We start from the raw sequence: 23,887 nt of genomic DNA, 5'->3' as shown, positions 1-23,887 counted from the left end.
AGGAGAGAGGCTAGGATGGGAGCAGGAGAGAAGCAAGCGGTGCCGGTTAGCTGTGTGAGCAAGGAAGAGGTTATGCAGAAGCTGGACCTGGTCACGAATAAGCTGCTGAAGCTGGGCCGGCCGGATAATGAAGCGGAATTGCAGAACCTGGGGGAAGACGCGGGACGCCGGGGGTATTTTGCCAGGGACTTCGGGATGGAAGAGTGGGATTGGCCGCAGGGAGTGGGGCTGTATGGCCTGCAAAAGCTTGACCGGCATTTCGGGGACGGCCGTTATGCGGCATACACCAAGCCATGGATGGCCCGGCAGCTTACGAAGGGACTACCCAGCCGGAATATTAATACGACTGCCCCGCTGCTCTCGCTGATGGAGCTGGAAGAGGCCGGAGAGCTGAGTCTCGAATGGATAGAATGGCTAATGCACGGCCTGCCCCGGACGCTGGAGCAAGGCTATCAGCATGTGACTACGGGGACTCATAAGCATGAGGTCTCGCTCCATGAGAACGAGATCTGGATTGATACGCTGTTCATGGCGATTCTGTTCACTGCCAAAATGGGTGTGAAGTACGACAACCCGCAGTGGCGCGAGACCTCGCTGCATCAGCTGCTGCTGCATATTAAATATCTGTATGACAAAAAAACCGGCTTCTTCTTCCATGGCTGGCATTTTGCAGAGCGCCACAACTTCAGTGAAGCCTTCTGGTGCCGCGGCAACGGCTGGTTCGCCCTCGGCCTGCCGGAATATCTGGAGCTGATGCGGCCCTATCTGGCAGACGGAGTCTTCAGCTATCTCCAGCAGACGCTACAGGCCCAGGCGGAAGCCTTGCTCGCTTGTCAAAGCGGGGATGGACTATGGCATACCCTGCTGGATGACCCCGGCAGCTATACCGAGACTTCGGGTTCGGCTGCGATTGCCGCAGGTATTCTGAACGGTGTGCGCCGGGGACTGCTCCCGGAGGCCTATAGCGAACCGGCTCTGCAGGCAATCCGCGCCATCCTGGACAGAATTGACGACGAAGGCACAGTGCTCGGCGTGTCCGGCGGTACTCCCATCGGCGCAGCCAAGGAGGACTACAAAGGGATCATCATTGCCCCGATGGCCTATGGCCAGGCGATGGCGCTGGTCGCGCTAGGCGAAGCGCTGCATTACTGCTGAGGGGGAAACTCTGCTTAGGCGAGAAGAGTCGGAACAGGAAGTGGGCAGGTGACAGAAGCCAGCGGATCAGACAAGCGGCGGCCAAGGACGAATCGTCCTCGGTTGCCGCTTTTTTTTGCATAGGAAGCTATCGTTTCCTCCTGCAGTGGATAAGGTGTGTGTAAATTTGTGGATAAGATTTCTTAGAGTGATTCGTAGAGTAACTGTGTTGCTGAAGGTATGCGAAAAACCGAATGCAATCGGCTGGTACAGCAGCGCCGCATAGCCCGAATGTATGTGGAAAACAGCATACGTTGTGCTCACATACCGGCGCATGGCCCGAATGTATGTGGAAAACAGCATACATTGTGCTCACATGCAGGCGTATGTCCTGAATGTATGCGAAAAACAGCATACATTGTGTTCGCAAGCAGGCATATGGCCCGAATGTATGCGAAAAACAGCATACATTGTGCAGGCACGGAGAATAGGTATGATTGCGTCAAGTATCCAAGCCGTGGTCCTCATCAATGCACCAGCCGAATTCGTCGGCAATGGCCATCGCCAGACCGGTTATGGCATGTTCGAGCTGCTCATCCATCATCGCCGGCAGAATGACCTCGACCAGATTCACCTCTTCAATCCCTTCCAGGGTGTAGTAAGCATAACTGCCATCCGAATTTGCGGAGATTCCCTTCAGTCCAACATGCGTGCCATGAAGCCCTTTGGAGAATTGAAGCGGTCCAGTCTGCTCAAATCCCAAGGTCTGCACGATAAACCGCTCCAGTACCTCCGTCCTTACAGTCTTGGCGTAGCCCGCAGAATGAATACTGATATAGTCATACACTTCACTCACCTCACGTATGCATATACTCAATCTTGCTTCTGTACAGATTTAGAATGCGCACCTGCTCCTCGCTGAGCTCCTCGAAGTTCCAATACATATGCATCAGGTTGTACTCAAACAGCTCTTTCAGTCTCATAAACAGCGGCAGCTGTCTGGACATCTCGGCGGAGAGGGGATGCTCTTCCTTATATCCGTCCGTGATTGCCTTAGTTATCGCACGCTTATAGTCTATGAGGTTCTGTCCGCCCGCAAACGAGAACTCCAGGGCAGAGTAGATAGGCACCGCCAGATCATAGACGTAATAATGCCGCTCGCAATCCTGCCAGTCAATCATCGTCAGCGCAGAGTCACTGTCCACAAGCGTATTGTTCAACCACAGGTCGCCGTGGATGATGCCGTAGTTCGCCTCATCTTTGGGCAGCATGCGGACCTGCTTGAGCACATCCTTCGCAATATCCCGTATGGCCCGCTCTTCTGCAGGAATAGACTTGAGAAAATCATATTCATCGTTATCATACCAATGCGGAATCGGCTGGGCAGCTTCAGACTGCTGATATTCTTTGCTCACCTGATGCATTCTGCCCATCTGTTGTCCGAGGGTTCTGAATATGGTTTTATCCCATTTGGCCCGGGGCAGATGAATTCCGGCTGCCGCCTGGAACAAGACTACGGACTTCTCTTCTTCATTCAGCAGCAGGGTGCTGACAAGCGAATCCTGTATTGTAGGTACAACCTCAGGCACCCGTACGCCCCGATTGAACAGATAAGTAGTCCAGTTCACTTCAGCTAATTGTTCTTCATAGGTCTTATAATTCGTGATTCGGGCGAAGAATGTCCCCTTCACCGAGTGGCAACGGTACATTTCATTGGTGACGGCCTCCATACTGGAGAGTTGAACCGGATAGGTATTATTGAGGAATTGCAATATTTGTGCTTGCATAAGATGCGCTAACCTCCCGCGGTAATTTCTGCACTGCATTAACATTGGTGAAGCTGTTCCGTATCTGAGAATGACTTACAGATCTTGAGACAGGCGGATCATATCCACCACCTGCATCCCGTTCTCATAGATTTCTTCACTATAATGTCTGATGAAAAAGTCCCTGTCTATCCCGGTGATCCGGAATCCGCATTTCTGATACAACGCAAGCTGGCCGATACTAGAGTTACCTGTGCCGATCTCCAGCGTTTTGAATCCGAGCCGCTTAGCCTCCTGAATCGCGTGATTCACCAGTTGCTTCCCGATTCCCTGCCCCTGGAACTCCTCATTCACTGCAATATTGACCAACTCGGCGGTCTCCGGTCTTGTAGGCAGTAACACATAGACTCCGACCACTTGTTGATCCGCCTCAGCAACGAAGCATTGCCCTCTTGCCACATAGTCTTCAACCAGCTTCGGGGAAGGGTCCGCCAATAAGAGTAATCCGGTTGGTGGTTGTTCACCCGTATGTAATGCTCTGATCTCCATTTCTTGCATTCGCTCCTTGTTCATTAATAGTTGCGAGGTTAAAGCCTTGAGAATGCGATGTAGTCAACAGGGGCAGGCTCTGCTCCTTCCATCCGAAGGGCCCGGTTGATCTGTCCACGGTGATATTGCCCATGTAACAGCACCTGCAGCAGGATGTCCCGGATGGAGGTCTGGAACGAACGTCCATTTTGGCTGCTGTAGCTAATCATCTGATCCAGCACAGATTCTTCCAGCTTGCCGATATAGCTGCGGTATTGCTCAGCATTCTCTTCGAACAGTTGCCGGATTGTCGTCAGGTCTTCCGCTTCTTCCCATAATGCGTATTGTGTGCTGCCCTTACCCTGCAAGCGCGACAGCCAGACTTGCTCCGCCACCGCCACATGCCGCACCAGCTTCAGAAGCTCCGCGTCCTTCGTGTAACTCGTTTCAAGTGCATCCAAAATCCGTCCGTCCGCCCAGTACAGGTGGTCCATCATGCGCAGGATTGTCTTCATTGGAGTTCCTCCTTAGCGTTTTTTAGCTTATTTCCACTCATTCAGCCTATACAGAAAAGCTATTTAGGTAAGCTCCATGAATGAATTAGGGTCCCGTTCTTTTCCAATTGGCTGTAACGTATAGCATTCCTGTTCTTGAGTTCATCAAACAACTGATAATAGTCCCGTTCCAAGGCTTCCCAATCGCTATAATGTCCATTCCCCGCCGATTCTCCGCTTGGACAGGCGACATTGGTCTCATTGTACAGGATGCCATGAGAAGTTTGCCATTCAGGCAGGATGTCCTTCCATTCTCCATATACATGCCCCCGCCACTGCTCCCCTAAAGCCGACCGTAACAGATTCTTATTCACAGGATCAACTCCCCTGAACATCTCCAGTCCGGCAGGACCAAGATCCATGAAGAGGTTCCCGCAATTGGAGCACTGGTAAGCGGATTTGAACAGTCTAGTGATTAGGGATCTAATCCTCATAGCAGCTTCTTCCTTATCCCGCGGCGTCGGACCCGATTTCTCAATAGCATCGTCAATCTCATCCATAAGATCATCCTGATCCTGGTCCGCAAGGAAGTATCCTTTATAGGGCAAATAATCCGTATTGTCGTGGATTCGGTGTCCGCATTCACATCTGAAATTCATCGGCTCACCTCGCATCAGAACGCAGGCTTGTGTACCAGGAAAGCGCCTGTTGTTCCATTGAGCTCACAAATGCTTTTTTGGCCGGGCCGTACTGGCTGGTATCCTCGAAGCGATCCGCTAATTCTTGTTTGAACTGACTGTATCTTGCCGCTTCCGACGGATGGGCTCTTAAATAATCTCTGAACACGAGGTGCCGTTCAATCTGAGGGTTGTCTGCCTGATAACAATGAATATGATGCGTCCTTGCCTCTCCGCCCTTGCGGAATAGCCTTCTGCCGGGAATTCCCCATTCTCCACCTGCATCATATCCGAGCAGAGTCATCTTATCGTTGTACGAGTCGATTTTGCCTATGTCTTTTACAATACACATCATATCAATGACGGGTTTAGCTTTTAAACCGGGCACTGAGGTGCTGCCAAAATGCTCAAAACGTACGATTTCATCCGCAAATATTGTAGTTAAAAACGAAGCTTCCTCTTGGTAACGGTTAACCCAGTCCGGATTATAATCGCTTAGTCTAACTTTCATGAAAAACCCTCCTACGATACAGTTACTACAGGATCACCCTCTGAATTGATTGGAACAACGGTTTCGCTAGGCTGTAATGCTACATTTCGAGACACAGCACCCTTATGAAAATACTCCCGCGTTATCCTACTCATCGAGTATAGTGGCTAGAGTGACCGCCAGGATTATTGGAATTAACATTGCAATTGTGCTGATTATTATAGCGATTAAGGATTTCTTTCTATCAGCCTTCATTTGTTGCAAACTCAAAGCTATACTAATAATTCCAAAGACAACACCAATCAGCGACGAGATGAACATGCCTCCAGTTAAGGCAATGAAACTAAGAATAAGTGCTATATTCCTTTTAGCTTTCATAAGTAATCTATCCTTCTCTTAGATGCTTCAGGCAACACCTTTAATTTCCAATCTTCTTTTCCCAATTAAATAGATGTATGCTTGACTGGGGGGTGCGGTAGCCTAAGCTCTGGCTAACGAATTAACTGTTTTGAGAGATTTCTTTGGTCAAATAATAGTGAGAGTAACTGCCGGCGTTATGTATCGTTCCGAACACTTCATACCCTTGCTTTAAGTAAAAGTCCAATGCCTGAAAGCTTAGGGTATCTAATTTGATAAAATCACATTTTTTTTCTTTAGCCATTTTTTCGGCTTCGAGCAGCAGTTTCTTTCCATATCCGAATTTCCTGTAGTCCTCGTCAACGAATAGATACTGTACCTCTAACCAGTTCCAGCATATTTCACCAGTTAGTCCGCCGTATACATTTCCATCGCTATCCTTCAAAAGAAGGTTGACAGCTTGATATCTGCCCTTCAATTCGTCAGGGAAATGCTTGAGATTGAATTCAATCATTTTGTTTGTAACATAAGATGTATCGTTTGTGCCGGGCACTTTCACTATTTGTAATTGCATTTGGAACACTCCTTCAAGCAAGAGTTACGATAGCTTAAGTGTATCATTGAGTACCCGTATTTAGCTGTAAAGAACATTTAAAATTAAGCAATACTGCCCCTGCAACTACGTTTATTAATTCATGCTAAGTTCCTACAGGTTCACCCTCTGCGTTGATGGGAACGACGGTTTCTCCAGGCTTTAAAGCGAGATTTCGGCCCGCCTCACCCTTACAAAAGACCGCCTCCATGAATGCGGTTGCAGCTTCTGCGGTAACAGCATGAACGGGGACTGCGTGTTGATCACCGTAATGAAGCGGAATATCCGAAAACGACATGTGCTGAGCCCCTTTTACCCGATAGAAATGGGCATTATTCAGAGAGTTGAAGGCATAGCGCTGCCCATCGATGTAATCGTATGCAATGGTCTCATTCATAGATGCTGCCATCTCCCGGTACGCCGAAGCTTCTTGCCGCAGCAGCAGAACTGGAACAGAAGAGGGTACGTCTTCGCGGCGAATGAGGTGAAAACTGGGATCGAGCAGGACAGCCGCCTTGATCCGGTGATCCTGCTTGGCGGCCTCCAGGGAGGCGGCACCTCCGAGCGAATGTCCCATGACAGCAACCTTATCCAGGTCGAACACCCCGGCGAGCTCAGCATCATCGGAGCAGTTAAGCGTCTCAAGAACGTCCATAACTGCGTTTATGTATTGAACCCGGTTGAGGAGCAGACGGGACCAACTGGTGTAGTCGCTGCTTGCCAGCTCCGCCATTTCTGGTGCCTGCTTGAGATAGCTGCCGTCTGGAAATACGGTGAACACGGACTCATGCGGAGCGCTAATTGTAACTACCACGTAGTTTTTGGAGACTAGTTTGGAGATCAATCCAAGATACATATCGCGTTCTACACCGAAACCAGGGGAGAAGAGGACGACGGGATACCCTCCCTGTTTTGGAGCTATGGCCCCGTTGGTTGTTACACTGGTAATATTCAAGTTGTCCAGATCCACGCCCATCTCTGTCAAAAGCTTGGCGGCCTTCGCCTGACAAGGGGCATACAGGTCTATACCCTTCACCGGTTCTCCCCCGATGGCTGGATGAAAAATACTAATAACGAGTCTGGAACTTCCTTTTAGAACCCTTATGAATCTCCCAATCATGTTAGCTCACCTTTCATAATGGATATATATTCCTACTAAATAGACGCCTGCTTGTCTGTTTGGTTGCGATGATTTTCTCTTAATAAACTCAGTACCGAATCTACGACAGCTTGCGGCTGATAGAGTTGAATGGAATGCCAGCTATCCGTGGCGATGATCTGCCGGGTTTTTGCGGTTAACTGGAGGAGCTTCTTCTGTGATTGTTGCCAATCCTCATTCTGCCTTCCGGCAGATAATACGATGATTGGTAATTCCGGAACTAAAGGCTCTGACTCTATTAATTGGAGGGCACTTTCTATAGTGCAGAGAGATTCCAGATATGCCGCTTTATACGCATTATTTCGATATCCGAGTGTATTCACTGTATGTTGAACTGGTGGAGGCAGCCGTTTGGCACCAATAGGTTGTTTTAATAGACGGGGCAACCCAATAGGGGATAAAAGATAACCCATTCTTAGCCGTCTCAGGTGCCGCAGCCGTTCTTCATATCTGATTTGATTAAAAGTGGATTCTATGAATCTTTGCTCATGTGTGGAGTCCACAAGAATAATCCCGGAGACCTCTTCAGGATACTTAGAAGCAAACAGCCGCATGATCATTCCGCCATAGGAGTGCCCTACAAGAATGTATGGGGGTTCTAATTCAAGCTGCGTCAATAATTCCCGCAAATCACGAACATAGCCTTCGCAAGTCGGCTCACTGATAGGTGTAGTGCTCCAACCGAAACCGGCCCGGTCATAGGAGAGGACCTTGGTATGCTTGGCTAATGCGGGCTGAACCAATGACCAATCCAGAGCACAACCGCCCATTCCTGCTTCCAATAGAATCGTCGGAAGATTACTTGTGTTGCTGCCGGTAACCATCGCATGGAGATGATGTGAGCCAACGGAAATCTTTTCTCCTGGAGCTTTATATTTATACAGAAGGTATCTGGAAAGAGCCGCTTGAATCCCTGTGAATGGAAGTCCGATCAGAGAAATAATGACACGAAGCAGGCTTTCGGTAAAATTAATTTTGCTCATAAGTCACCTCATTTGCTGTTCTAGCTTAGATAATATAGGAATTCATGGGGTGTTAAAGAGAAATCTTACTGTATCTATTTCCTATTTTATTTCGGCCTACGCTTATCTGATCTTTTTGAGAAAAGATTTGCTTGAAGCTTTCCCGGGCATGAAGTATACTGTTCTCGGGAAGGTTAAGCGCTTACCCTTTGAGGAGGATAAGCGAACATGGTTAAACCGATTGTAGTTGGCATTATCGGCGCGGGAAGAATCGGCCGCCTCCACGCAGACAATCTGCGTGCGATGCCGTCGTTCAAGCTGAAGTCCATAGCTGAAGCTATGATGAGTGAGGAATTGCTGGCCTGGGCAGAGAGCAGGGGGCTTGGCTCTGTTTTTGCTGCGGGTGAAGATATACTGAATGATCCTGAGATTGAAGCGTTGTTCATCTGCACGCCGACCGATTCGCATGCGTCCTGGATTGAGCGGGCTGCGCACGCGGGCAAACATATCTTCTGTGAGAAGCCGATTAGCCTCTCCTCGGAAGAGACCCAGCGGGCTTTGCAGGCGGCAGAGGACGCTGGCGTGCTGCTGCAAGTCGGCTTCAACCGCCGGATGGACCCCAGCTTCCGAAAGCTGAAGCGGCTGGTTCAGTCCGGAGAGCTGGGGAATCCTCATATTGTGAAGATTACCTCGCGTGACCCGCAGCCTCCCGGTGAAGCTTATGTACGTTCTTCCGGTGGGATGTTCATGGATATGACGATTCATGATTTCGATATGGCCCGTTATCTGGTAGGCAGTGAAGTGGCTGAGGTCTACACCCGGGGGGCGAACCTGATTGATCCGATGTTCGGCCGTTGCGGGGATGTGGACACCGCCGTCATTACATTGACGTTCGTGAATGGGGCGATCTGCGTGATCGACAACAGCCGGCAGGCCGTATACGGCTATGATCAACGGGTCGAGGTCTTCGGAACGCTGGGTTCGGCGACCGCCGACAACTGCCGCCCGACAACAGTTGAGGTATCCACCGCGACTTCGGTTACCCGCGATCAGCCGGAGCATTTCTTCCTGGAGCGCTATAACCAGGCATTCACGGAGGAGATTGTTGCGTTTGCCCGTTCAGTAAGGCTACAGGAGCCGGTGATCTGCAGCGGCCGTGACGGCGAAGCCGCACAGCTCATTGCTGAAGCAGCCAGAGAATCGTATCTGAGCGGACTTCCCGTCAAGCTGTCTGTAACTGCTGCGGAAGCAGGATTTTCTGAACTGCAGGCCTTGTAAGCGGATACAGATTCTGAAGACAGAGGAGGATGAACGAGGATGTCTGATCTACTGATTAAGGCCGGAGCGCCGGATAAGGATGGCTGTATCGCTGCGGTCAGCCCCGAGAGTGCCGGATGGAAGTATGTCGGGTTCGAGGTGTACCAATTGCAGGCCGGGGCTACCCTGGAGCGTGATAGCGGGGGGAACGAGATCTGCCTGGTGCTGCTGGCGGGCAAAGCAGATATAGAGGTGGATGGCGAGCGGTTCGCCGATATCGGCGGACGCATGTCAGTCTTTGAAGATATGGCTCCTTATGCTGTGTATGTTCCGGCGGGAGCGCATTATGAGGTTACTGCACTGACAGAGCTGGAGCTTGGAGTCTGTCTTGCTCCGGGAAGCGGCAAATATCCGGCACGGCTGATTACCCCGTCAGATGCGGCAATCGAGGATCGCGGCTATGGCAGTATGTCACGCAAGGTTGTTAATATCCTGCCAGAGCAGAGTGTGGCCGAGAGCCTGCTGGTGGTCGAGGTGCGCACGGGCGGCGGCAATTGGTCCAGCTATCCGCCGCACAAGCATGACCAGGATAACCTGCCGGCCGAATCCTATCTGGAGGAGACTTACTATCACCGGGTTAATCCCGCCCACGGCTTCGTGGTGCAGCGGGTCTATAATGATGACCGCAGTCTCGACGAGACTATTGCTGTTCCGGATAAGAGCATTGTGCTTGTGCCGGAGGGCTATCATCCTGTCTCAGCACCGCCGGGATATGATTCGTATTATCTTAACGTGATGGCCGGACCGGTGCGCACATGGGTGTTCCACAATGATCCCGATCATGAGTGGCTGTTCAAGCCGGGACAGAGCGGGTCTGCGGCAGCGGCAGAGTAAATAGAGCTGCAGAGTGTAGAAAGTTATGCAGCTTGGCAGATAAGCGAATGGATTATTATGGGGCTTCCGCGCAGCGGGAGCCTTTTTGAACTAGCTGATTTGTAGAAGACACACATACCCGATAGATAGACAGCGTGGGAGGACTTCCTTATAATCGAAGGATAAGAAGGCATGAACGCAAAGGCGGGCTTAATAACAATGAAACCTACGATCTATGATGTGGCACGGGAAGCAGGCGTCTCTATCGCTACGGTGTCCAAGGTATTGAATAAAAGCGGCCGGATCAGCGACAAGACGCGGGAAAAGGTAGGGCGGGTCATGGAGGAGCTGAACTACCAGCCCAGTCTGGTAGCTTCTGCGTTGACCAGCCGCCGGACGGGTACCATCGGGCTGATGATCCCCGATATTGCCAATCCTTTTTTTGCGGAGACGGCCCGCGGCATCGAGGATTATGCCCAGGAGCAGGGCAGTGACTTAATCGTGTGCAGTACGGACCGCAGCGATGAGAAGGCAGCCCGGTACATCTCGCTGCTGCTGCGCAAACGGGTGGATGGCCTGATTATTGCCTCTCATACGGGGAATCTTGAGCTGATTCGCGGAATGGTGGCTGATCATGTGCCGCTTGTGCTGTTCTCAGCCGATATCCGTATGCTGGAGGGCAACAGTGTCACCGTCGATGATTACAAGGGCGGCTATCAGGCTACGGAATATTTGCTGTCCCTCGGTCACCGCAGGCTGGGAGTGATCTCTGACAATCTGCCGGGGAGCAGGCTGCGGGTGGAGGGGTTCCTGGATGCGCTGAAGGCGGCCGGGATTTCTTTTGACAATCCGGCGAATATGATCCACACCTCGGCAACGCTGGAGAACGGGCGTACGGCAGCAGCAGAAATGTTGAACCAGGCACAGAACATACGCCCGACCGCCATCTTTGGCTGCAATGATCTGCTGGCGATCGGGGTGCTCAAGGAGGCGCGCAGTGCCGGCCTGTCCATTCCCCGCGACCTGTCCGTAGTAGGCTTCGACAATACGATGCTGGCCGAAATCTGCCATCCCTCGCTGACCAGTATCGCCCAGCCTCTGCGCGAGATGACCGAGCAGGCGATGCTTCTGCTGAATGAATCAATCAGTAACCCCACCAGCCCCAAGCGCAAAATCATGCTGATGCCCGAACTTGTCATCCGCCATTCGACCGGACCAGTTCCGCACTAACCACACACTATCTATTCAAGACCTGTTCCGGCTGCGGCTGGGAGCGGGTCTTTTTTGCGTGCTGTAGTGGGGGAAGAGCGGGATGTGTGGGGGGCGTGTGCCGGAGAGATGCGAAAAACCGAACACAATGGGCCGAGCGAGTGTGTGTGGGCGAGATGTAAGCGAAAAATCGAACACAATGGGCGCTGCGGGGGCGTGTGGGCGAGATGTATGCGAAAAACCGAATACAATGGGCCGGGCGAGTGCGTGTTGGGCTAGCCGACTCTCCCCGCTAGGCAGCAGCGTGTGCTAAGTCGGAGAACAAGTGGATTTACTACAGCTGCTGGCGAACAATTGCCCGCCGGAGGAGCAGTAGTTGGAAAAATGGCACTTGAATAATCCCGACATCCACCTTGGCTGCAAAATCAATCACAGTAGTTGCTTTTTTCCACTTGCTTGCTCCTAAGTATCAAAAAATGAGAAATTAAGCTGCGTTTTTCCACCTGTTTTTCCGGGGGGCGAGGTTCCCCTTCAATTCCTTCTACCTGATTGTTGAGATCGCTTTCAAATTGAGGATTGCCAAAAGCTCGCTTCTAAACTATACTAAAGTAGAAAATTAGGTTAAGCGCTTACCCTCCCCCCGAAAAGAAATGAAACATTCTGTGCCGAAGGAAACGATTAAATGTTGAAATATTCAATCCGCACGCCAAGCGACTCTTACAGCTGCGTATCAAATTAAACTTACGATTATGCGATTTATAGCTGCACTGTACGATCTACAACTTCACTGTGTGATTTTCAACTTCATTGTCCCATTCACAGCGTTTTACAGCCATTCGTATTACCGAATGAACCACCTTTTCCCTAGCTTGATCAAGGAGGCATCACTATGAACGGTTTACAGTTCGACCCTGACCGGCGGCTGGATGTAGTTGCTGTTGGCCGGTTGTGTATTGATTTGAACGCCAATGAGACCGGGCGGCCGATGGAAGAGACGATGACCTTCACCAAATATGTCGGCGGCTCTCCGGCCAATATTATCATTGGTGCAGCGCGGCTCGGCATGCGTACCGGCTTCATCGGCAAGCTGGCCGACGACCAGATGGGCAGGTTCATCCGCAGCTATCTGCGCAAGGATGGCATTGACGACAGCCAGGTGTGCGTGGACCGGACGGGTGCGGTGACGGGGCTGGCTTTTACAGAAATTAAGAGCCCGCAGGAATGCAGCATTCTAATGTACCGCGACCATGTGGCCGATCTGCTGCTGAACACGGAGGAGATCTCGGAGGAGTACATCGCCAGCTCCAAGGCGCTGCTCATCTCCGGTACGGCGCTGGCGCAGAGCCCTTCCCGCGAAGCGGTGTTCCTGGCACTGGAATTTGCCCGCAAGCATAATGTGACCGTGTTCTTCGATCTCGATTACCGCCCTTATACCTGGACATCAGCCGCTGAAACGGCGGTCTACTATAACCTCGCAGCCGAGAAAAGCGACTGCATCATCGGCACACGCGAAGAATTCGACATGATGGAGAATCTGTACAATCTGGCTGGCGCCGATGATCAGGCCACCGCAGCCCGCTGGTTCTCGCATCAGGCAGAGCTGGTGGTCATTAAGCACGGCGGCAGAGGTTCGATCGGCTATACAGCGGATGGGCAGAGCCACCGGAGCGGGATTTTCCCGGCAAAAGTGCTCAAGACGTTCGGCGCAGGCGATTCCTATGCGTCAGCCTTTATCCACAGTCTGATGAGCGGGCACAGTGTCAGCGAGGCGATGCGGCGCGGCAGTGCTTCAGCATCCATTGTCATCTCCCGCCACAGCTGCTCCGATGCTATGCCAACCCTGGAGGAGCTGGAGGAATTCCTGCGAACCAACGAGGAGGTTACAGCAGGAGCGCAATAAGTAAGGTTAGTCAGCAGACTTTATATAGAACAGAAGGAGTGGACAGAATGACAGAGCAAACGGCACAAGTACTCAAAAATTATATCAACGGGCAATGGGTAACAGCCGATACGGAGCAGACGGAGCCGGTAGTGAATCCGGCCACAGGTGAGCTGCTGGGCAGAACGCCTCTATCCGGCAGAGCCGATGTAGACCGGGCGGTGGCGGCGGCTAAGGCAGCTTTTGCAGGCTGGTCTGCAACACCTGTGCCGCGCAGAGCACGGATTCTGTTCAAATATCAGCAGCTGCTGGTCGAGAATTGGGAGCCGCTGGCGAAGATCATCACCCTGGAGAACGGCAAAAGCTTCAAAGAAGCCTACGGCGAAGTCCAACGCGGCATTGAATGCGTAGAATTCGCAGCAGGTGCTCCGACACTGATGATGGGCCGGCAGCTGCCGGATATTGCGACTGGCATCGAGTCAGGCATGTACCGCTATCCGATTGGAGTGGTTGGCGGGATTACCCCGTTCAATTTCCCGATGATGGTGCCTTGCTGGATGTTCCCGCTGGCGATTGCCTGCGGCAACACCTTTGTGCTGAAGCCATCGGAGCGTACACCGCTGCTGGCGGCCCGCCTTGCGGAGCTGCTGGAGGAAGCCGGATTGCCTAACGGTGTGCTAAATGTGGTGAACGGCGCGCATGAGGTGGTGAACGGGCTGCTGGAGCACCCGGATGTCAAGGCGATTTCTTTTGTCGGATCGCAGCCGGTGGCGGAATATGTATACAAAAAAGGAACAGACCATCTCAAGCGCGTTCAGGCGCTAGCCGGAGCGAAGAACCACTCCATCGTGCTGGCGGACGCGAACCTGGAGGCTTCGGCCTCCCAGATTGTGAATGCGGCCTTCGGCTCTGCCGGGGAACGCTGCATGGCCTGCTCGGTGGTAACGGTGCAGGAGGAAGTCGCTGATGAGCTGATCTCCATTCTGCTGCGGGAGTGCAACAGCATGACCATTGGGAATGGACTGGAGGAGGATACGTTCCTGGGGCCGGTGATCCGTCAAGGCCATAAAGAGCGGACAGTTAGCTACATTGAACAGGGGATCGCCGAAGGCGCGAAGCTGCTCAGGGATGGCCGTGAGGATGCGGCGGTGCAGGGAGACGGTTATTTCATCGGACCTACGCTGTTCGACGGGGTGACGGAGGAGATGAAGATCTGGCAGGAGGAGATTTTTGCGCCGGTGCTGTCGGTGATCCGGGTGAAGGATGTGGCCCAGGCGGTGGAGATTGCGAATCGCTCGCGGTTTGCGAACGGAGCTTGTATCTTCACGAATGATGGCGGGAAGGTCCGTTACTTCCGCGAACATATCGAGTCCGGCATGCTGGGAGTCAATGTTGGAGTGCCTGCACCGATGGCCTTCTTCCCGTTCTCGGGCTGGAAGGATTCGTTCTACGGCGATCTTCATGCGAACGGAAGCGACGGGGTAGAATTCTATACGCGCAAAAAAGTCGTCACTGCCCGCTGGCAGTAGACAAGGCGAAGGGAGGACATGAAGTGGAACGTATCCGATTAACGACAGCGCAGGCGCTGGTTAAATTTCTGAATCAGCAGTATGTGGATTACGGCGGCGGGCCGGAACGCTTCGTGCACGGGGTATTCACCGTGTTCGGGCATGGTAATGTACTTGGATTGGGGCAGGCCTTGCAGGAAGCGCCGGGTGAACTGACCGCCTACCAGGGACGCAATGAGCAAGGGATGGTTCACGCGGCAACCGCGTTCGCCAAGCAGAGCCGCAGACGGAAGATTATGGCCTGTACGGCTTCAGTAGGGCCGGGGGCTGCCAATATGCTGACGGCTGCTGCAACAGCAACGGCGAATCAGATTCCTGTGTTGCTGCTGCCGGGAGATACCTTCGCTACCCGCCAGCCTGACCCAGTGCTCCAGCAGATGGAGCATACGTATAACTTGTCGATCACGGTCAATGACGCCTTCAAGGCGGTCAGCAAATACTGGGACCGTGTCACCCGGCCGGAGCAGCTGATGTCGGCAATGCTGAACGCGATGCGGGTGCTGACGGATCCGGGAGATACTGGGGCGGTTACGATTGCGCTGCCGCAGGATGTGCAGGGCGAAGCCTGGGAGTATCCGGCTGATTTCTTCCGCAAGCGGATTCACCGGGTCATCGCCCGGTTGCCTCATCCACAGGAGATCGCGGCTGCGGCTGAGCTGATCGCCAGCAAGCAGCGGCCGCTGCTGGTCTGCGGCGGGGGTGTCCGGTATGGGGATGCCGGAGCGGCGCTGCGCGCTTTTGCCGAGAAATTCGCCATTCCGTTCGGAGAGACCCAGGCCGGCAAAAGCGCCGTAGCCAGCAGCTTCGAGTACAACCTCGGCGGCATCGGCGTCACCGGCAACGGCTGTGCAAATGCGCTGGCCCCGGAGGCCGATCTGGTGATCGGCGTAGGCACCCGGTTTACGGACTTCACCACCGCCTCGAAGAGTCTGTTCAGTCATCCTGAGGTGGAATTCCTGACGCTGAACGCCTCGCCATATCATGCGGCCAAGCTGGATGCGCTTGCGGTGGTCTGCGATGCTGCCGAAGGCTTGAACGCCTTAGCCGCAGCTCTGGAAGAGCGGGGATACCGCTCAGCGTATACGGACGAGATCACCCAGGCGAAGAAATCGTGGGCTGCGGAGAGGGAACGCCTGGCTGGTGTGGAGTATCCGGTGAACACCGGCAACACAGGTGCGTTCACCCCGGAGGTAGCCGGTCATCTCGATGAGAAGCTCCCGGAATATGCAGAGGTGCTAGGCACTTCGCTGACCCAGACGCAGGTGCTGGGGATCATTAATGAAGCTATTCCGCAGGATGCGATTGTCATTGGAGCGGCGGGCAGTCTGCCTGGAGATATGCAGCGGATGTGGAACTCGGAGGTGCCGGATACCTATCATATGGAATACGGATTCTCGTGTATGGGCTATGAGATTGCCGGGGCGCTGGGCATCAAGCTGGCTGAGCCGGGGCGTGAAGTGTACGCGCTGGTCGGGGACGGCAGCTACCAGATGCTGCATTCCGAGCTGGTAACCAGCCTGCAGGAGAACCGGAAGATCAACGTCCTTCTGCTGGATAATGCAGGCTTCGGCTGTATTAATAATCTGCAGATGGAGCAGGGAATGGACAGCATGGCCACAGAATTCCGCCACCGGGGTACGGACGGCCAGCTCAGTGGTGAGCTGATGCGGATCGACTATGCGGCAAGTGCGGCCGGTTATGGGGTGCAGACCTTCCGCGCGTCTACAGCCCAGGAGCTTCACACGGCCCTGGCGGCGGCCCGCCAATCGGAACGCTCCACGCTGATCGACATCAAAGTGCTGCCGAAGACGATGACCCACGGCTATGGGGCTTGGTGGAATGTCGGGGTTGCGGAAGTGTCCGGCAAGGAAGCGGTACAGGAGGCTTATGACCGGAAGCACAGCGGACTCAAGAAAGCCCGGAGCTACTAAGCGGGCGCTGCATGTGCGCGAACCAAGGCAGACGGCGCACAGTGGATCAAGGATTCTGCCATACTTGGGATTGTGGAAGGGGTAGAACATGAGCATGTTCAGAGACAATGCCGTCCGGCTGGCGATCGCTCCGATTGCCTGGACGAATGATGATATGCCTGAGCTGGGTGGCGGCAATACGTTCGAGCAATGCATCAGCGAGATGGCGCTTGCCGGATATGAGGGCAGCGAGGTGGGCAACAAGTATCCGCGTTCCCCGGAGCTTTTGCACAAGGCACTGGAACTGCGCGGTCTGAGTATCGCCAGTGCCTGGTTCAGCGCCTTCCTGACGGTGCGTCCGTATGAGGAGACAGCGGAAGCCTTCCGTGCGCACCGGGATTTCCTGCATGAGATGGGTGCCAAGGTCATTGTAGTATCCGAGCAGGGCCGGAGTATTCAGGGGCAGATGGATACGCCGCTGTTCGCTGACAAGCCGGTATTTACCGAAGCGGATTGGGCTGCGCTTGCGGCAGGTCTTAGCGGGCTGGGACGGCTGGCGGCTGAGAAGGGCATGACGCTGGTCTATCACCATCACATGGGCACCGGGGTGCAGACTGCAGCGGAGATTGCCCGGCTGATGGAGCTTACAGATCCTAATGAAGTATCGCTGCTATACGATACGGGACATCTGGCCTTCTCCGGCGAGAATCCTCTGGAGGTGCTGCGTGAGCATCTGCCGCGGATTAAGCATGTGCATCTGAAGGACATCCGTCCGGAGGTAGTCAAGCGGGTGAAGGCAGAGAACCTAAGCTTCCTTCAGGCGGTAAAAGCGGGAGCCTTCACCGTACCGGGCGATGGCTGTATCGCGTTCGGAGAGATTTTTGCCGAACTGGCTGCCTCCCCCTATACGGGATGGTTCGTTGTTGAAGCGGAGCAGGACCCGGCGCTGGCCGATCCGCTGGAATATGCGATCAAGGCGCGGCGGTATATCCGGGAGCATAGCGGTTTGTAGGACATCCGGGTGGCAGCCTGTATGTCTGAAGGGCAGGAATATGCGGGGGTGCACAGCTGCGGCTGTGCGCGCTCCGTTTTTTCATGAAATCCATAGATCAGGTGGAAGCTACGGGCGGAGTTAGTTGGAATTACTCCACTTGCTGCCGGAAGAATGAATCCTGGTACAACAGCAGTTGGAAAAACAGCACTTAATTTAATCACATTTCATTCAAAGTGCCATTATCGATACTATTAAATGCTGTTTTTCCACTTGCTTGGGCATAAATGTAATAAATTGAATAAATAAGTTTATCCATCTGTTGTGGCCGGAGTCGGTTGCAGGGGTGGTGGACGAGTGGGTTGAAGACAGTGCCGGAGTTGGTTACCGAGGTATGCCAAGGTGGTTGTGAAGCAGTTACAGCAGCGTTGGCCGCTGTGATTGTTAAGGTAGTGCGTGCGCAGTTACAGTGGCACCCGCCGAAGCGGTTGAAGCGCTAATTACTGACTGTTTGTGGAGGCAGTTACAACCTGCACCAGCACAGGAGAATGGCGGGAAAAGGCCCGAGGGGAGTTGACTTTATCTGGTTAGCTGGAGGGGAAGCGCATGTGCTATAATGGCAGGAATTCGAACGGCGGTCAGTATGGCCGGTTGCCGCAGATGAAATAGATCTGAAGTCCATAGCCGCCCCAGAGCAGCCTTGGACGATATGTATATGAAGCGGCCGGATGCGGCCGGGTATTCTGATGGTTGTGGAGGAGGTTGTCGAATGTCCCGTTCCTGGTATCGCCGGTTGCTGCTGTCTTATTTCCCTATATTTTTGCTGACGGTGACGATTCTGATCTTTGCCTCATTTGTGTTTATTAATGATATCTCCCGGACGGAGACGAAGAAGGCAGACCGCATCTCCGCCAGCTATCTCAGGGATAGTGTGGACCGGACGATCAAGGAAGCCGAGCTGTCGGTGCTGGATGCGGTAGAGCGGAGCGAGGTCTACAAACGTTATTTCAATACGCAGAGCCAGCCGGACCAGGCGACGATCTATGCGGTTGCCCAGAGTCTGCGAAATCTGATACAGGAATCCTCATATATCCAGTCGGTGTATTTGTATGACCGGGTGCGTGGAAGCGTTCTAACCGATACGGGACTGAAGGAGCTGGAGGGATTCGCCGATGAGGACTGGATCAGGGCCATGACTTCGACTCCGGCAGTACCGGAAGGCTGGCAACCGGTCAGGGATTATCATTCGGGTCTGTCCCAGCGTACAGAAATTCGTGTGCTGACAACCAATAAAGCAATGCCGCTTCCCTTCGGCTCCGGGGGAATACTAGTCATTAACATCAAAGTGAGTGCCCTGGAGCAGCTCATAGACAGCATGGTTAACCAGCAGCTCTCGTTCATGACTATTCTGGACGGCAATGGCAACACCGTGTACCAGGCCCATTCCGATACGGAAGGTGCGGCTGACGGCAAGCTGCTGAACACACTTAAGCTGGAGAGAACCGGCTGGACGTTCGAGAGCGGAATCAAGGCGGGGAATCTGTTCAGTTGGGTCTCTGTGATCTCTTATCTCTGGGTAGCGATTGCGGTGGGGACCGTGCTCTGTGCGGTATTGTATCTGATCTATGTAACCCGGCGCAATTATAAGCCGATCCAGGTGATTATGAACCGGATTGAAGGCCATCAGATCCGCACGATGGATCAGTCTACCGACAGGCCGGACGAGATGATGCTGATTGACGGCGTGCTGGAGAATCTGATTAACCACATGACAGATTATGATACCAAAACCAGGGAGAACCTGCTGCTGCAGCGCAGCAAGCTGTTCACCGATCTGCTGCATAGCGAGCGGCTGGAGCAGGTGACCCGGCGGCTGGAGGAGCTGTCTCCGCTTACTGGTGCGAATGCTTCCTCGCGCTTCATCGTTGTGCTTGGGGAGATCAACCGCTATGAGCAGGTATTCGAGGACAGGTATACCCGGGGGGATCAGAATACGCTGAAGTTTGCCCTGATGAATGTATTTCAGGAATTGGCACGGAATGCGGAGCTGCAGGGATGGGCAGAATGGGTGGGCACCGAACGCGCAGCGATTCTGTTCCTGGCGACTGGCAGCGATCAGGAGATGGAGGCCAAGCTCCGGGTCTTCGCGGAGGATTGCCGCTCCTGGGTTGAGCAGAATCTGCGGATCTCGCTCAGCTTCGGTATCGGCTCCGCTGCCGCCGGGCCGGGGATGATCCGGGAGTCTTATGCGGCAGCCGAATATGTGATGCAGCACAAGCTGCTGATTCATGAGGATATCGTCTTGGCAGGCAGCGGCGAAGCGCGCCAGCCGCTGCTTGAGACGTATAAATATCTGCAGATGATTGCTGAATTCGTGAAGTATTTCCGCATGTCGAGCGGCCAGTGGCGGGAGCAGCTGGAACGGATCTTCGAGTCGTTTGAACAGGATTTCCTGAAGGACGAGGATATCCGTTCCCTGATCCAGGCTATGCTGCAGATGCTGAGCCGGGAAGTGGCGGTGATGTCTGAACAGCTGCAGGACGAGCTGTCGGCAGAGAATGCTGAGGTCCGGCTGAAGCAGCTGGAGGAGGCCGAGGCGCTCCATGAAGTGAAGACGGTTCTATTCGAATATGTCACCGACTTATTCCGCACCTATGTCTCTGCCAGCGAAACGAAGAGCTACCGGGCCATGGTCAATGAGATGAAGGATTATATCGAAGAGAATTTCACGAATCCCGATCTCTCGCTGAAGCATCTGAGTGACCGGTTCCAGGTCTCCGGCAAATATGCCAGCTATCTGTTCAAGACCGAATTCAAAATGAAGTTCGTGGATTTCCTAACTGAGCTGCGGATGAAGCAAGCCGAGCAGCTGCTGATAGATACGGATTGTTCCCTCCAGGATATCGCACTTCAAGTAGGGTATGGGAATGCCATTTCATTCGGAAGAGTCTTCAAGCGGATTGCCGGCATCACGCCGGGCGATTACCGCTCCTCCAGACGCCGCGAAGCAGCCTCCAGATTGGAGCCGCAGGACTAGCGTAAGCTGGGGAAATGAAGGAATTCCGTTTGATGGTGAAGCATGGGATTCATCTGCCGCATTCGTGTAAGGTCCAGGCCGCATTTCTCTTACGCCAACCGCTGAACAAGGGGGGCGAATAGCGATGCGGCCTGTGTTTTTGCTGATATGAAAGCGGTTTATTGTACGAAAATCGTTGGTCTGATAAACCGGATGTCCGAATTCAGGCGCTTTATCGCATCCGAAACAGGTTTATTGTCAGACCTCCGAATGTTATGGAATACTGTGGTCATCCCGCAGCAGCAAGCAGCCTTGAAACACTGAGGCCGGCCTACATGAACGGGATGAACGAATAAGACATACGGGCATCATCAAGCTCGGGGGTATCATGAAGTCACCATTATAGCCTGCTAAGGCGAGGGAGATGGAACAATGACAGTGAACGTAAACCAAAGAGTTCTGAAGAAGGCAATCGGCATCGGCTTGACCGCAGTAATGGGAGCTACTCTGCTTGCAGGCTGTTCCTCAGACGGTAAATCGAATTCGGCAGCCGGAGGTACAGACGCACCGGGGAAGAGCGCGGAACGCGTAACCTTGAAGGTGGAGATCTTCGACCGCGGTAAAACGCCGAAGCAATACACCATTACCAACAACTTCGTGTCCCAGATGATTCAGAAAAATTTCGGTGATCCTAATAATATCAATGTAGAATTTGTCCCGGTGCAGCGTTCGGAAGAAGTGACCAAGTTGAACGTATTGATGGCCAGTAATACGGATGTGCCGGATATTGTCTTCACTTATGATTCCAGTGTCTTCTACCGTTACGCCCAGCAGGGCGGGTTGACCGACGTAGGTTCCTTATTAGAGGAGCACGGCCAGACGCTGAAGAAATTCATTGGTGACGAGACGATGGCCTTCGGCCAGCTCGACGGCAAGCAGTTCGCCATCCCTGGTAAACGGGCGATTACAGGCCGTTACGCTTCATACATCCGCCAGGACTGGCTGGATAAGCTGGGGCTGCCGGTACCGAAGAACACCGATGAGCTATACACTACTTTGAAAGCGTTTAAAGAGAAGGACCCGGGCGGTCTTGGCAGCAAAACCATTCCGATGGGCATGTCCCTCGGCTCGGCTCAGCTGGAGACCCTGATCTACTCCTTCATCAAGCCGATCAGCGGCGACCTTACTTACAGCCAGCGCTACGAGCTGCCGCTGCATGAGGGCTTCAAGGATGCGGCACAGTTCCTCAACAAGCTCTACAATGAAGGGCTGGTCAGCAAGGACTTCAGTCTGGATGAAGACAAAGCCCAGGTATCCAAGGATATTCAGAACGGCAACGTCGGCTTCTGGTCGGAGGATGTGGATAGTATGTTTTATGCCGATGGCACTCTTGATAATCTCTACAAGAATGTGCCGGGCAGCAAGGTGCTGCCGGCGGATATCCTCACCAATGCCAAGGTGGACAATAAATATATCAAATCCCGCTATGCCTCGAACGGTATGTACATCATGATCCCTAAGAGCAGCAAGCGTGCGGTGGAAGCGGTGAAATATCTCGATTGGATGGCGACTGGCAACAACCTGATTGACATTTACAACGGTGTTGAAGGCGAGAACTATGATATGGTGGACGGCATCCCGGTCGTTAAGGCTGATGTTTCCCAGGAATTCCAAGACCGTCTGTTCACTTCCGGGGACACCGCAATTATCTCCAACGGTAAGAACCTCGGCGATCAGGCTACCAATGAGAAAGCCTGGATTCTGGGCTTCCCTGCCAACAACCAGGAGGCGCTGAAGCAGTCTATTGATATTGCCAACACAGATACTGTGGGTCCTATCGTCTTCGGTAAGCCGATTGAATCGGAATCGAAATACGGCACTACGCTCAGCGATAAGCTTAACGTGATCATCGTGAAGACTGCGATGGCGAAGCCGGATCAATTCGATACTATTTTCGAACAGGAAATGAAGGACTACATGTCTCTGGGCGGAGACAAGCTGAAAGCGGAGCTGGAGCAGGCGCTTACAGAGATTTCAGCCAAATAAACTAAAAAAAGTGAAAACCGGGGGGAGCTGGCATGCTGCTCTGCCCGGTTTTTTCTCCATAGGAGGAGAGGAACTTGAGCAAAGCGTCTTACATCAGAAGGTACTGGCAACTATACGCGCTGCTTTCACTGCCCATTATGTATTTCCTGATTTTCCGCTACGGCCCGATGTACGGGGTGCAGATTGCCTTTAAGGATTTCAACCTGTTCCAAGGCATCAACGGCAGTGAGTGGATCGGCTTCGATGCGTTCCGCGAAGTTTTTGGCATGAAGGAGTTTTACAGCAGTCTGCGCAATACGTTTATGCTGAATTTTCTCGATTTGATAGTGTCTTTCCCGGCCCCGATTATTCTGGCTATTATGCTGTATGAAGTGAAGTCGGTATGGTTCAAAAAAATATCACAGACCCTCCTCTACATTCCCCATTTCATTTCCTGGGTGATTATCGGGGGTATCGTCTATCAATTGTTCGGCAACCAATCCGGTATGGTGAACGGTGTACTGGAGAGCATGGGGCTGAACCCTATTCCTTTTTTGACCGAAAAAAATCCATGGCTGATTACCTACCTGTTCACGGGTGTCTGGCAAAGTGCCGGCTGGGGGACCATCCTGTATCTGGCGGCGCTTACCGGTGTCAACCGCGAGCTGTTCGAGGCTGCTGAAGTGGATGGGGCTACCCGGATGAAGAAGATCTTCTACATTACGCTGCCCAGTATCAAGCCAACCATTATTACCCTGCTCATTCTCAACCTGGGGAAAATGGTCAGCATCGGCTTCGATCGTCCTTACATCATCGGGAATACGGCAGTGCGCGAATACTCCGATGTGCTTAGTACCTTCGTCTACCGGATTGGTCTGGAATCGGGCCAGTATACGCTGGCAACTGTAGTTGGATTGTTCCAGGCGGTGGTTGGACTGGTGTTCATCCTTGGTTCCAATTATATATCGAAAAAAGTGACCGGCGACGGCATTCTATGATT

General features: G+C 53.0%; 21 protein-coding genes. 11 read left to right on the top strand and 10 right to left on the bottom strand.

Annotated features, from left to right (window positions below; genetic code table 11):
• The first annotated feature begins 15 nt into the window (after positions 1-15).
• The gene (locus C173_RS14100) at positions 16-1,155 is read left to right on the top strand and encodes a glycoside hydrolase family 88/105 protein (protein ID WP_051478045.1); all 1,140 of its coding nucleotides are present in this window, start codon (positions 16-18) and stop codon (positions 1,153-1,155) included.
• Between the two features lie 481 nt (positions 1,156-1,636).
• Here the strand turns inward: C173_RS14100 and C173_RS14095 are convergent, their stop codons facing one another.
• The 10 genes from C173_RS14095 to C173_RS14050 all read right to left on the bottom strand — a co-directional run bounded on the left by C173_RS14095 (position 1,637) and on the right by C173_RS14050 (position 8,180).
• Positions 1,637-2,011 carry a hypothetical protein gene (locus C173_RS14095; protein WP_235191888.1) on the bottom strand — a complete coding sequence of 125 codons (375 nt, stop codon included), beginning with the start codon at positions 2,009-2,011 and terminating at the stop codon, positions 1,637-1,639.
• The gene (locus C173_RS14090; RefSeq protein WP_036725790.1) at positions 1,992-2,921 is read right to left on the bottom strand and encodes a phosphotransferase enzyme family protein; all 930 of its coding nucleotides are present in this window, start codon (positions 2,919-2,921) and stop codon (positions 1,992-1,994) included. The genes C173_RS14095 and C173_RS14090 overlap by 20 nt, the downstream gene beginning before the upstream one ends.
• A 75-nt stretch (positions 2,922-2,996) precedes the next feature.
• The gene (locus tag C173_RS14085; RefSeq protein WP_036725788.1) at positions 2,997-3,449 is read right to left on the bottom strand and encodes a GNAT family N-acetyltransferase; all 453 of its coding nucleotides are present in this window, start codon (positions 3,447-3,449) and stop codon (positions 2,997-2,999) included.
• A gap of 38 nt (positions 3,450-3,487) precedes the next feature.
• A complete protein-coding gene (locus C173_RS14080; RefSeq protein WP_036725787.1) occupies positions 3,488-3,943 on the bottom strand; it encodes a DinB family protein in 456 nt (151 codons plus the stop codon).
• A gap of 59 nt (positions 3,944-4,002) precedes the next feature.
• Positions 4,003-4,581, bottom strand: a complete 579-nt coding sequence (locus tag C173_RS14075; RefSeq protein ID WP_036725785.1) for a hypothetical protein — start codon at positions 4,579-4,581, stop codon at positions 4,003-4,005.
• A gap of 4 nt (positions 4,582-4,585) precedes the next feature.
• A complete protein-coding gene (locus tag C173_RS14070) occupies positions 4,586-5,110 on the bottom strand; it encodes a GrpB family protein (protein ID WP_036725784.1) in 525 nt (174 codons plus the stop codon).
• A 126-nt stretch (positions 5,111-5,236) separates the two neighbouring features.
• Complete coding sequence (locus tag C173_RS14065; protein ID WP_036725782.1) at positions 5,237-5,467, bottom strand: hypothetical protein; 231 nt, start codon at positions 5,465-5,467, stop codon at positions 5,237-5,239.
• A gap of 121 nt (positions 5,468-5,588) precedes the next feature.
• Positions 5,589-6,020, bottom strand: coding sequence for a GNAT family N-acetyltransferase (locus C173_RS14060; protein WP_036725779.1), 432 nt, complete (start codon positions 6,018-6,020; stop codon positions 5,589-5,591).
• Positions 6,021-6,144: 124 nt separating this feature from the next.
• Entirely contained in the window at positions 6,145-7,074 is a 930-nt protein-coding gene (locus C173_RS14055; protein ID WP_162174693.1) for an alpha/beta hydrolase family protein, read from the bottom strand.
• 119 nt (positions 7,075-7,193) lie between these two features.
• A complete protein-coding gene (locus C173_RS14050) occupies positions 7,194-8,180 on the bottom strand; it encodes an alpha/beta hydrolase (protein WP_036725774.1) in 987 nt (328 codons plus the stop codon).
• Between the two features lie 207 nt (positions 8,181-8,387).
• Here C173_RS14050 and iolG point away from each other — a divergent pair, with 207 nt between their 5' ends.
• The 10 genes from iolG to C173_RS14000 all read left to right on the top strand — a co-directional run bounded on the left by iolG (position 8,388) and on the right by C173_RS14000 (position 23,885).
• Positions 8,388-9,437, top strand: a complete 1,050-nt coding sequence (iolG, locus tag C173_RS14045) for an inositol 2-dehydrogenase (protein ID WP_036725772.1) — start codon at positions 8,388-8,390, stop codon at positions 9,435-9,437.
• A gap of 39 nt (positions 9,438-9,476) precedes the next feature.
• Positions 9,477-10,310 carry a 5-deoxy-glucuronate isomerase gene (gene iolB / locus C173_RS14040; RefSeq protein WP_036725770.1) on the top strand — a complete coding sequence of 278 codons (834 nt, stop codon included), beginning with the start codon at positions 9,477-9,479 and terminating at the stop codon, positions 10,308-10,310.
• Between the two features lie 198 nt (positions 10,311-10,508).
• Complete coding sequence (locus C173_RS14035; protein ID WP_036725768.1) at positions 10,509-11,519, top strand: LacI family DNA-binding transcriptional regulator; 1,011 nt, start codon at positions 10,509-10,511, stop codon at positions 11,517-11,519.
• Positions 11,520-12,387: 868 nt separating this feature from the next.
• The gene (gene iolC, locus C173_RS14030) at positions 12,388-13,398 is read left to right on the top strand and encodes a 5-dehydro-2-deoxygluconokinase (RefSeq protein WP_036725765.1); all 1,011 of its coding nucleotides are present in this window, start codon (positions 12,388-12,390) and stop codon (positions 13,396-13,398) included.
• A gap of 47 nt (positions 13,399-13,445) precedes the next feature.
• The gene (locus C173_RS14025) at positions 13,446-14,906 is read left to right on the top strand and encodes a CoA-acylating methylmalonate-semialdehyde dehydrogenase (protein WP_036725762.1); all 1,461 of its coding nucleotides are present in this window, start codon (positions 13,446-13,448) and stop codon (positions 14,904-14,906) included.
• Between the two features lie 23 nt (positions 14,907-14,929).
• Positions 14,930-16,876: a 3D-(3,5/4)-trihydroxycyclohexane-1,2-dione acylhydrolase (decyclizing) gene (gene iolD, locus C173_RS14020; RefSeq protein ID WP_036725759.1), complete on the top strand. Its 1,947-nt coding sequence runs from the start codon at positions 14,930-14,932 to the stop codon at positions 16,874-16,876.
• A 94-nt stretch (positions 16,877-16,970) separates the two neighbouring features.
• Entirely contained in the window at positions 16,971-17,867 is an 897-nt protein-coding gene (iolE, locus tag C173_RS14015; protein WP_036725856.1) for a myo-inosose-2 dehydratase, read from the top strand.
• Between the two features lie 748 nt (positions 17,868-18,615).
• Entirely contained in the window at positions 18,616-20,883 is a 2,268-nt protein-coding gene (locus tag C173_RS14010) for a helix-turn-helix domain-containing protein (protein ID WP_036725758.1), read from the top strand.
• Between the two features lie 411 nt (positions 20,884-21,294).
• A complete protein-coding gene (locus tag C173_RS14005) occupies positions 21,295-22,908 on the top strand; it encodes an extracellular solute-binding protein (protein ID WP_036725756.1) in 1,614 nt (537 codons plus the stop codon).
• 137 nt (positions 22,909-23,045) lie between these two features.
• A complete protein-coding gene (locus C173_RS14000; protein ID WP_235191891.1) occupies positions 23,046-23,885 on the top strand; it encodes an ABC transporter permease in 840 nt (279 codons plus the stop codon).
• Positions 23,886-23,887 lie beyond the last annotated feature (2 nt).

Source organism: Paenibacillus sp. FSL R7-277, assembly GCF_000517965.1.
Classification (GTDB): Bacteria; Bacillota; Bacilli; order Paenibacillales; family Paenibacillaceae; genus Paenibacillus_AQ; species Paenibacillus_AQ silagei.
The sequence above is the reverse complement of the archived record's forward strand: the minus strand, read 5'-3'. Positions and strand labels throughout refer to the sequence as shown.

What these genes read in the sequence shown, in the direction of transcription:
- C173_RS14000 (WP_235191891.1), top strand. Translation starts at nt 23,046, where the DNA reads ATGTATTTCCTGATTTTCCGCTACGGCCCGATGTACGGGGTGCAGATT.
- C173_RS14005 (WP_036725756.1), top strand. Translation starts at nt 21,295, where the DNA reads ATGACAGTGAACGTAAACCAAAGAGTTCTGAAGAAGGCAATCGGCATC.
- iolC (WP_036725765.1), top strand. Translation starts at nt 12,388, where the DNA reads ATGAACGGTTTACAGTTCGACCCTGACCGGCGGCTGGATGTAGTTGCT.
- C173_RS14035 (WP_036725768.1), top strand. Translation starts at nt 10,509, where the DNA reads ATGAAACCTACGATCTATGATGTGGCACGGGAAGCAGGCGTCTCTATC.
- iolE (WP_036725856.1), top strand. Translation starts at nt 16,971, where the DNA reads ATGTTCAGAGACAATGCCGTCCGGCTGGCGATCGCTCCGATTGCCTGG.
- C173_RS14075 (WP_036725785.1), bottom strand. Translation starts at nt 4,581, where the DNA reads ATGAATTTCAGATGTGAATGCGGACACCGAATCCACGACAATACGGAT.
- C173_RS14100 (WP_051478045.1), top strand. Translation starts at nt 16, where the DNA reads ATGGGAGCAGGAGAGAAGCAAGCGGTGCCGGTTAGCTGTGTGAGCAAG.
- C173_RS14065 (WP_036725782.1), bottom strand. Translation starts at nt 5,467, where the DNA reads ATGAAAGCTAAAAGGAATATAGCACTTATTCTTAGTTTCATTGCCTTA.
- C173_RS14070 (WP_036725784.1), bottom strand. Translation starts at nt 5,110, where the DNA reads ATGAAAGTTAGACTAAGCGATTATAATCCGGACTGGGTTAACCGTTAC.
- C173_RS14025 (WP_036725762.1), top strand. Translation starts at nt 13,446, where the DNA reads ATGACAGAGCAAACGGCACAAGTACTCAAAAATTATATCAACGGGCAA.
- iolB (WP_036725770.1), top strand. Translation starts at nt 9,477, where the DNA reads ATGTCTGATCTACTGATTAAGGCCGGAGCGCCGGATAAGGATGGCTGT.
- C173_RS14010 (WP_036725758.1), top strand. Translation starts at nt 18,616, where the DNA reads ATGTCCCGTTCCTGGTATCGCCGGTTGCTGCTGTCTTATTTCCCTATA.
- C173_RS14060 (WP_036725779.1), bottom strand. Translation starts at nt 6,020, where the DNA reads ATGCAATTACAAATAGTGAAAGTGCCCGGCACAAACGATACATCTTAT.
- iolG (WP_036725772.1), top strand. Translation starts at nt 8,388, where the DNA reads ATGGTTAAACCGATTGTAGTTGGCATTATCGGCGCGGGAAGAATCGGC.
- C173_RS14085 (WP_036725788.1), bottom strand. Translation starts at nt 3,449, where the DNA reads ATGGAGATCAGAGCATTACATACGGGTGAACAACCACCAACCGGATTA.
- C173_RS14050 (WP_036725774.1), bottom strand. Translation starts at nt 8,180, where the DNA reads ATGAGCAAAATTAATTTTACCGAAAGCCTGCTTCGTGTCATTATTTCT.
- C173_RS14080 (WP_036725787.1), bottom strand. Translation starts at nt 3,943, where the DNA reads ATGAAGACAATCCTGCGCATGATGGACCACCTGTACTGGGCGGACGGA.
- C173_RS14090 (WP_036725790.1), bottom strand. Translation starts at nt 2,921, where the DNA reads ATGCAAGCACAAATATTGCAATTCCTCAATAATACCTATCCGGTTCAA.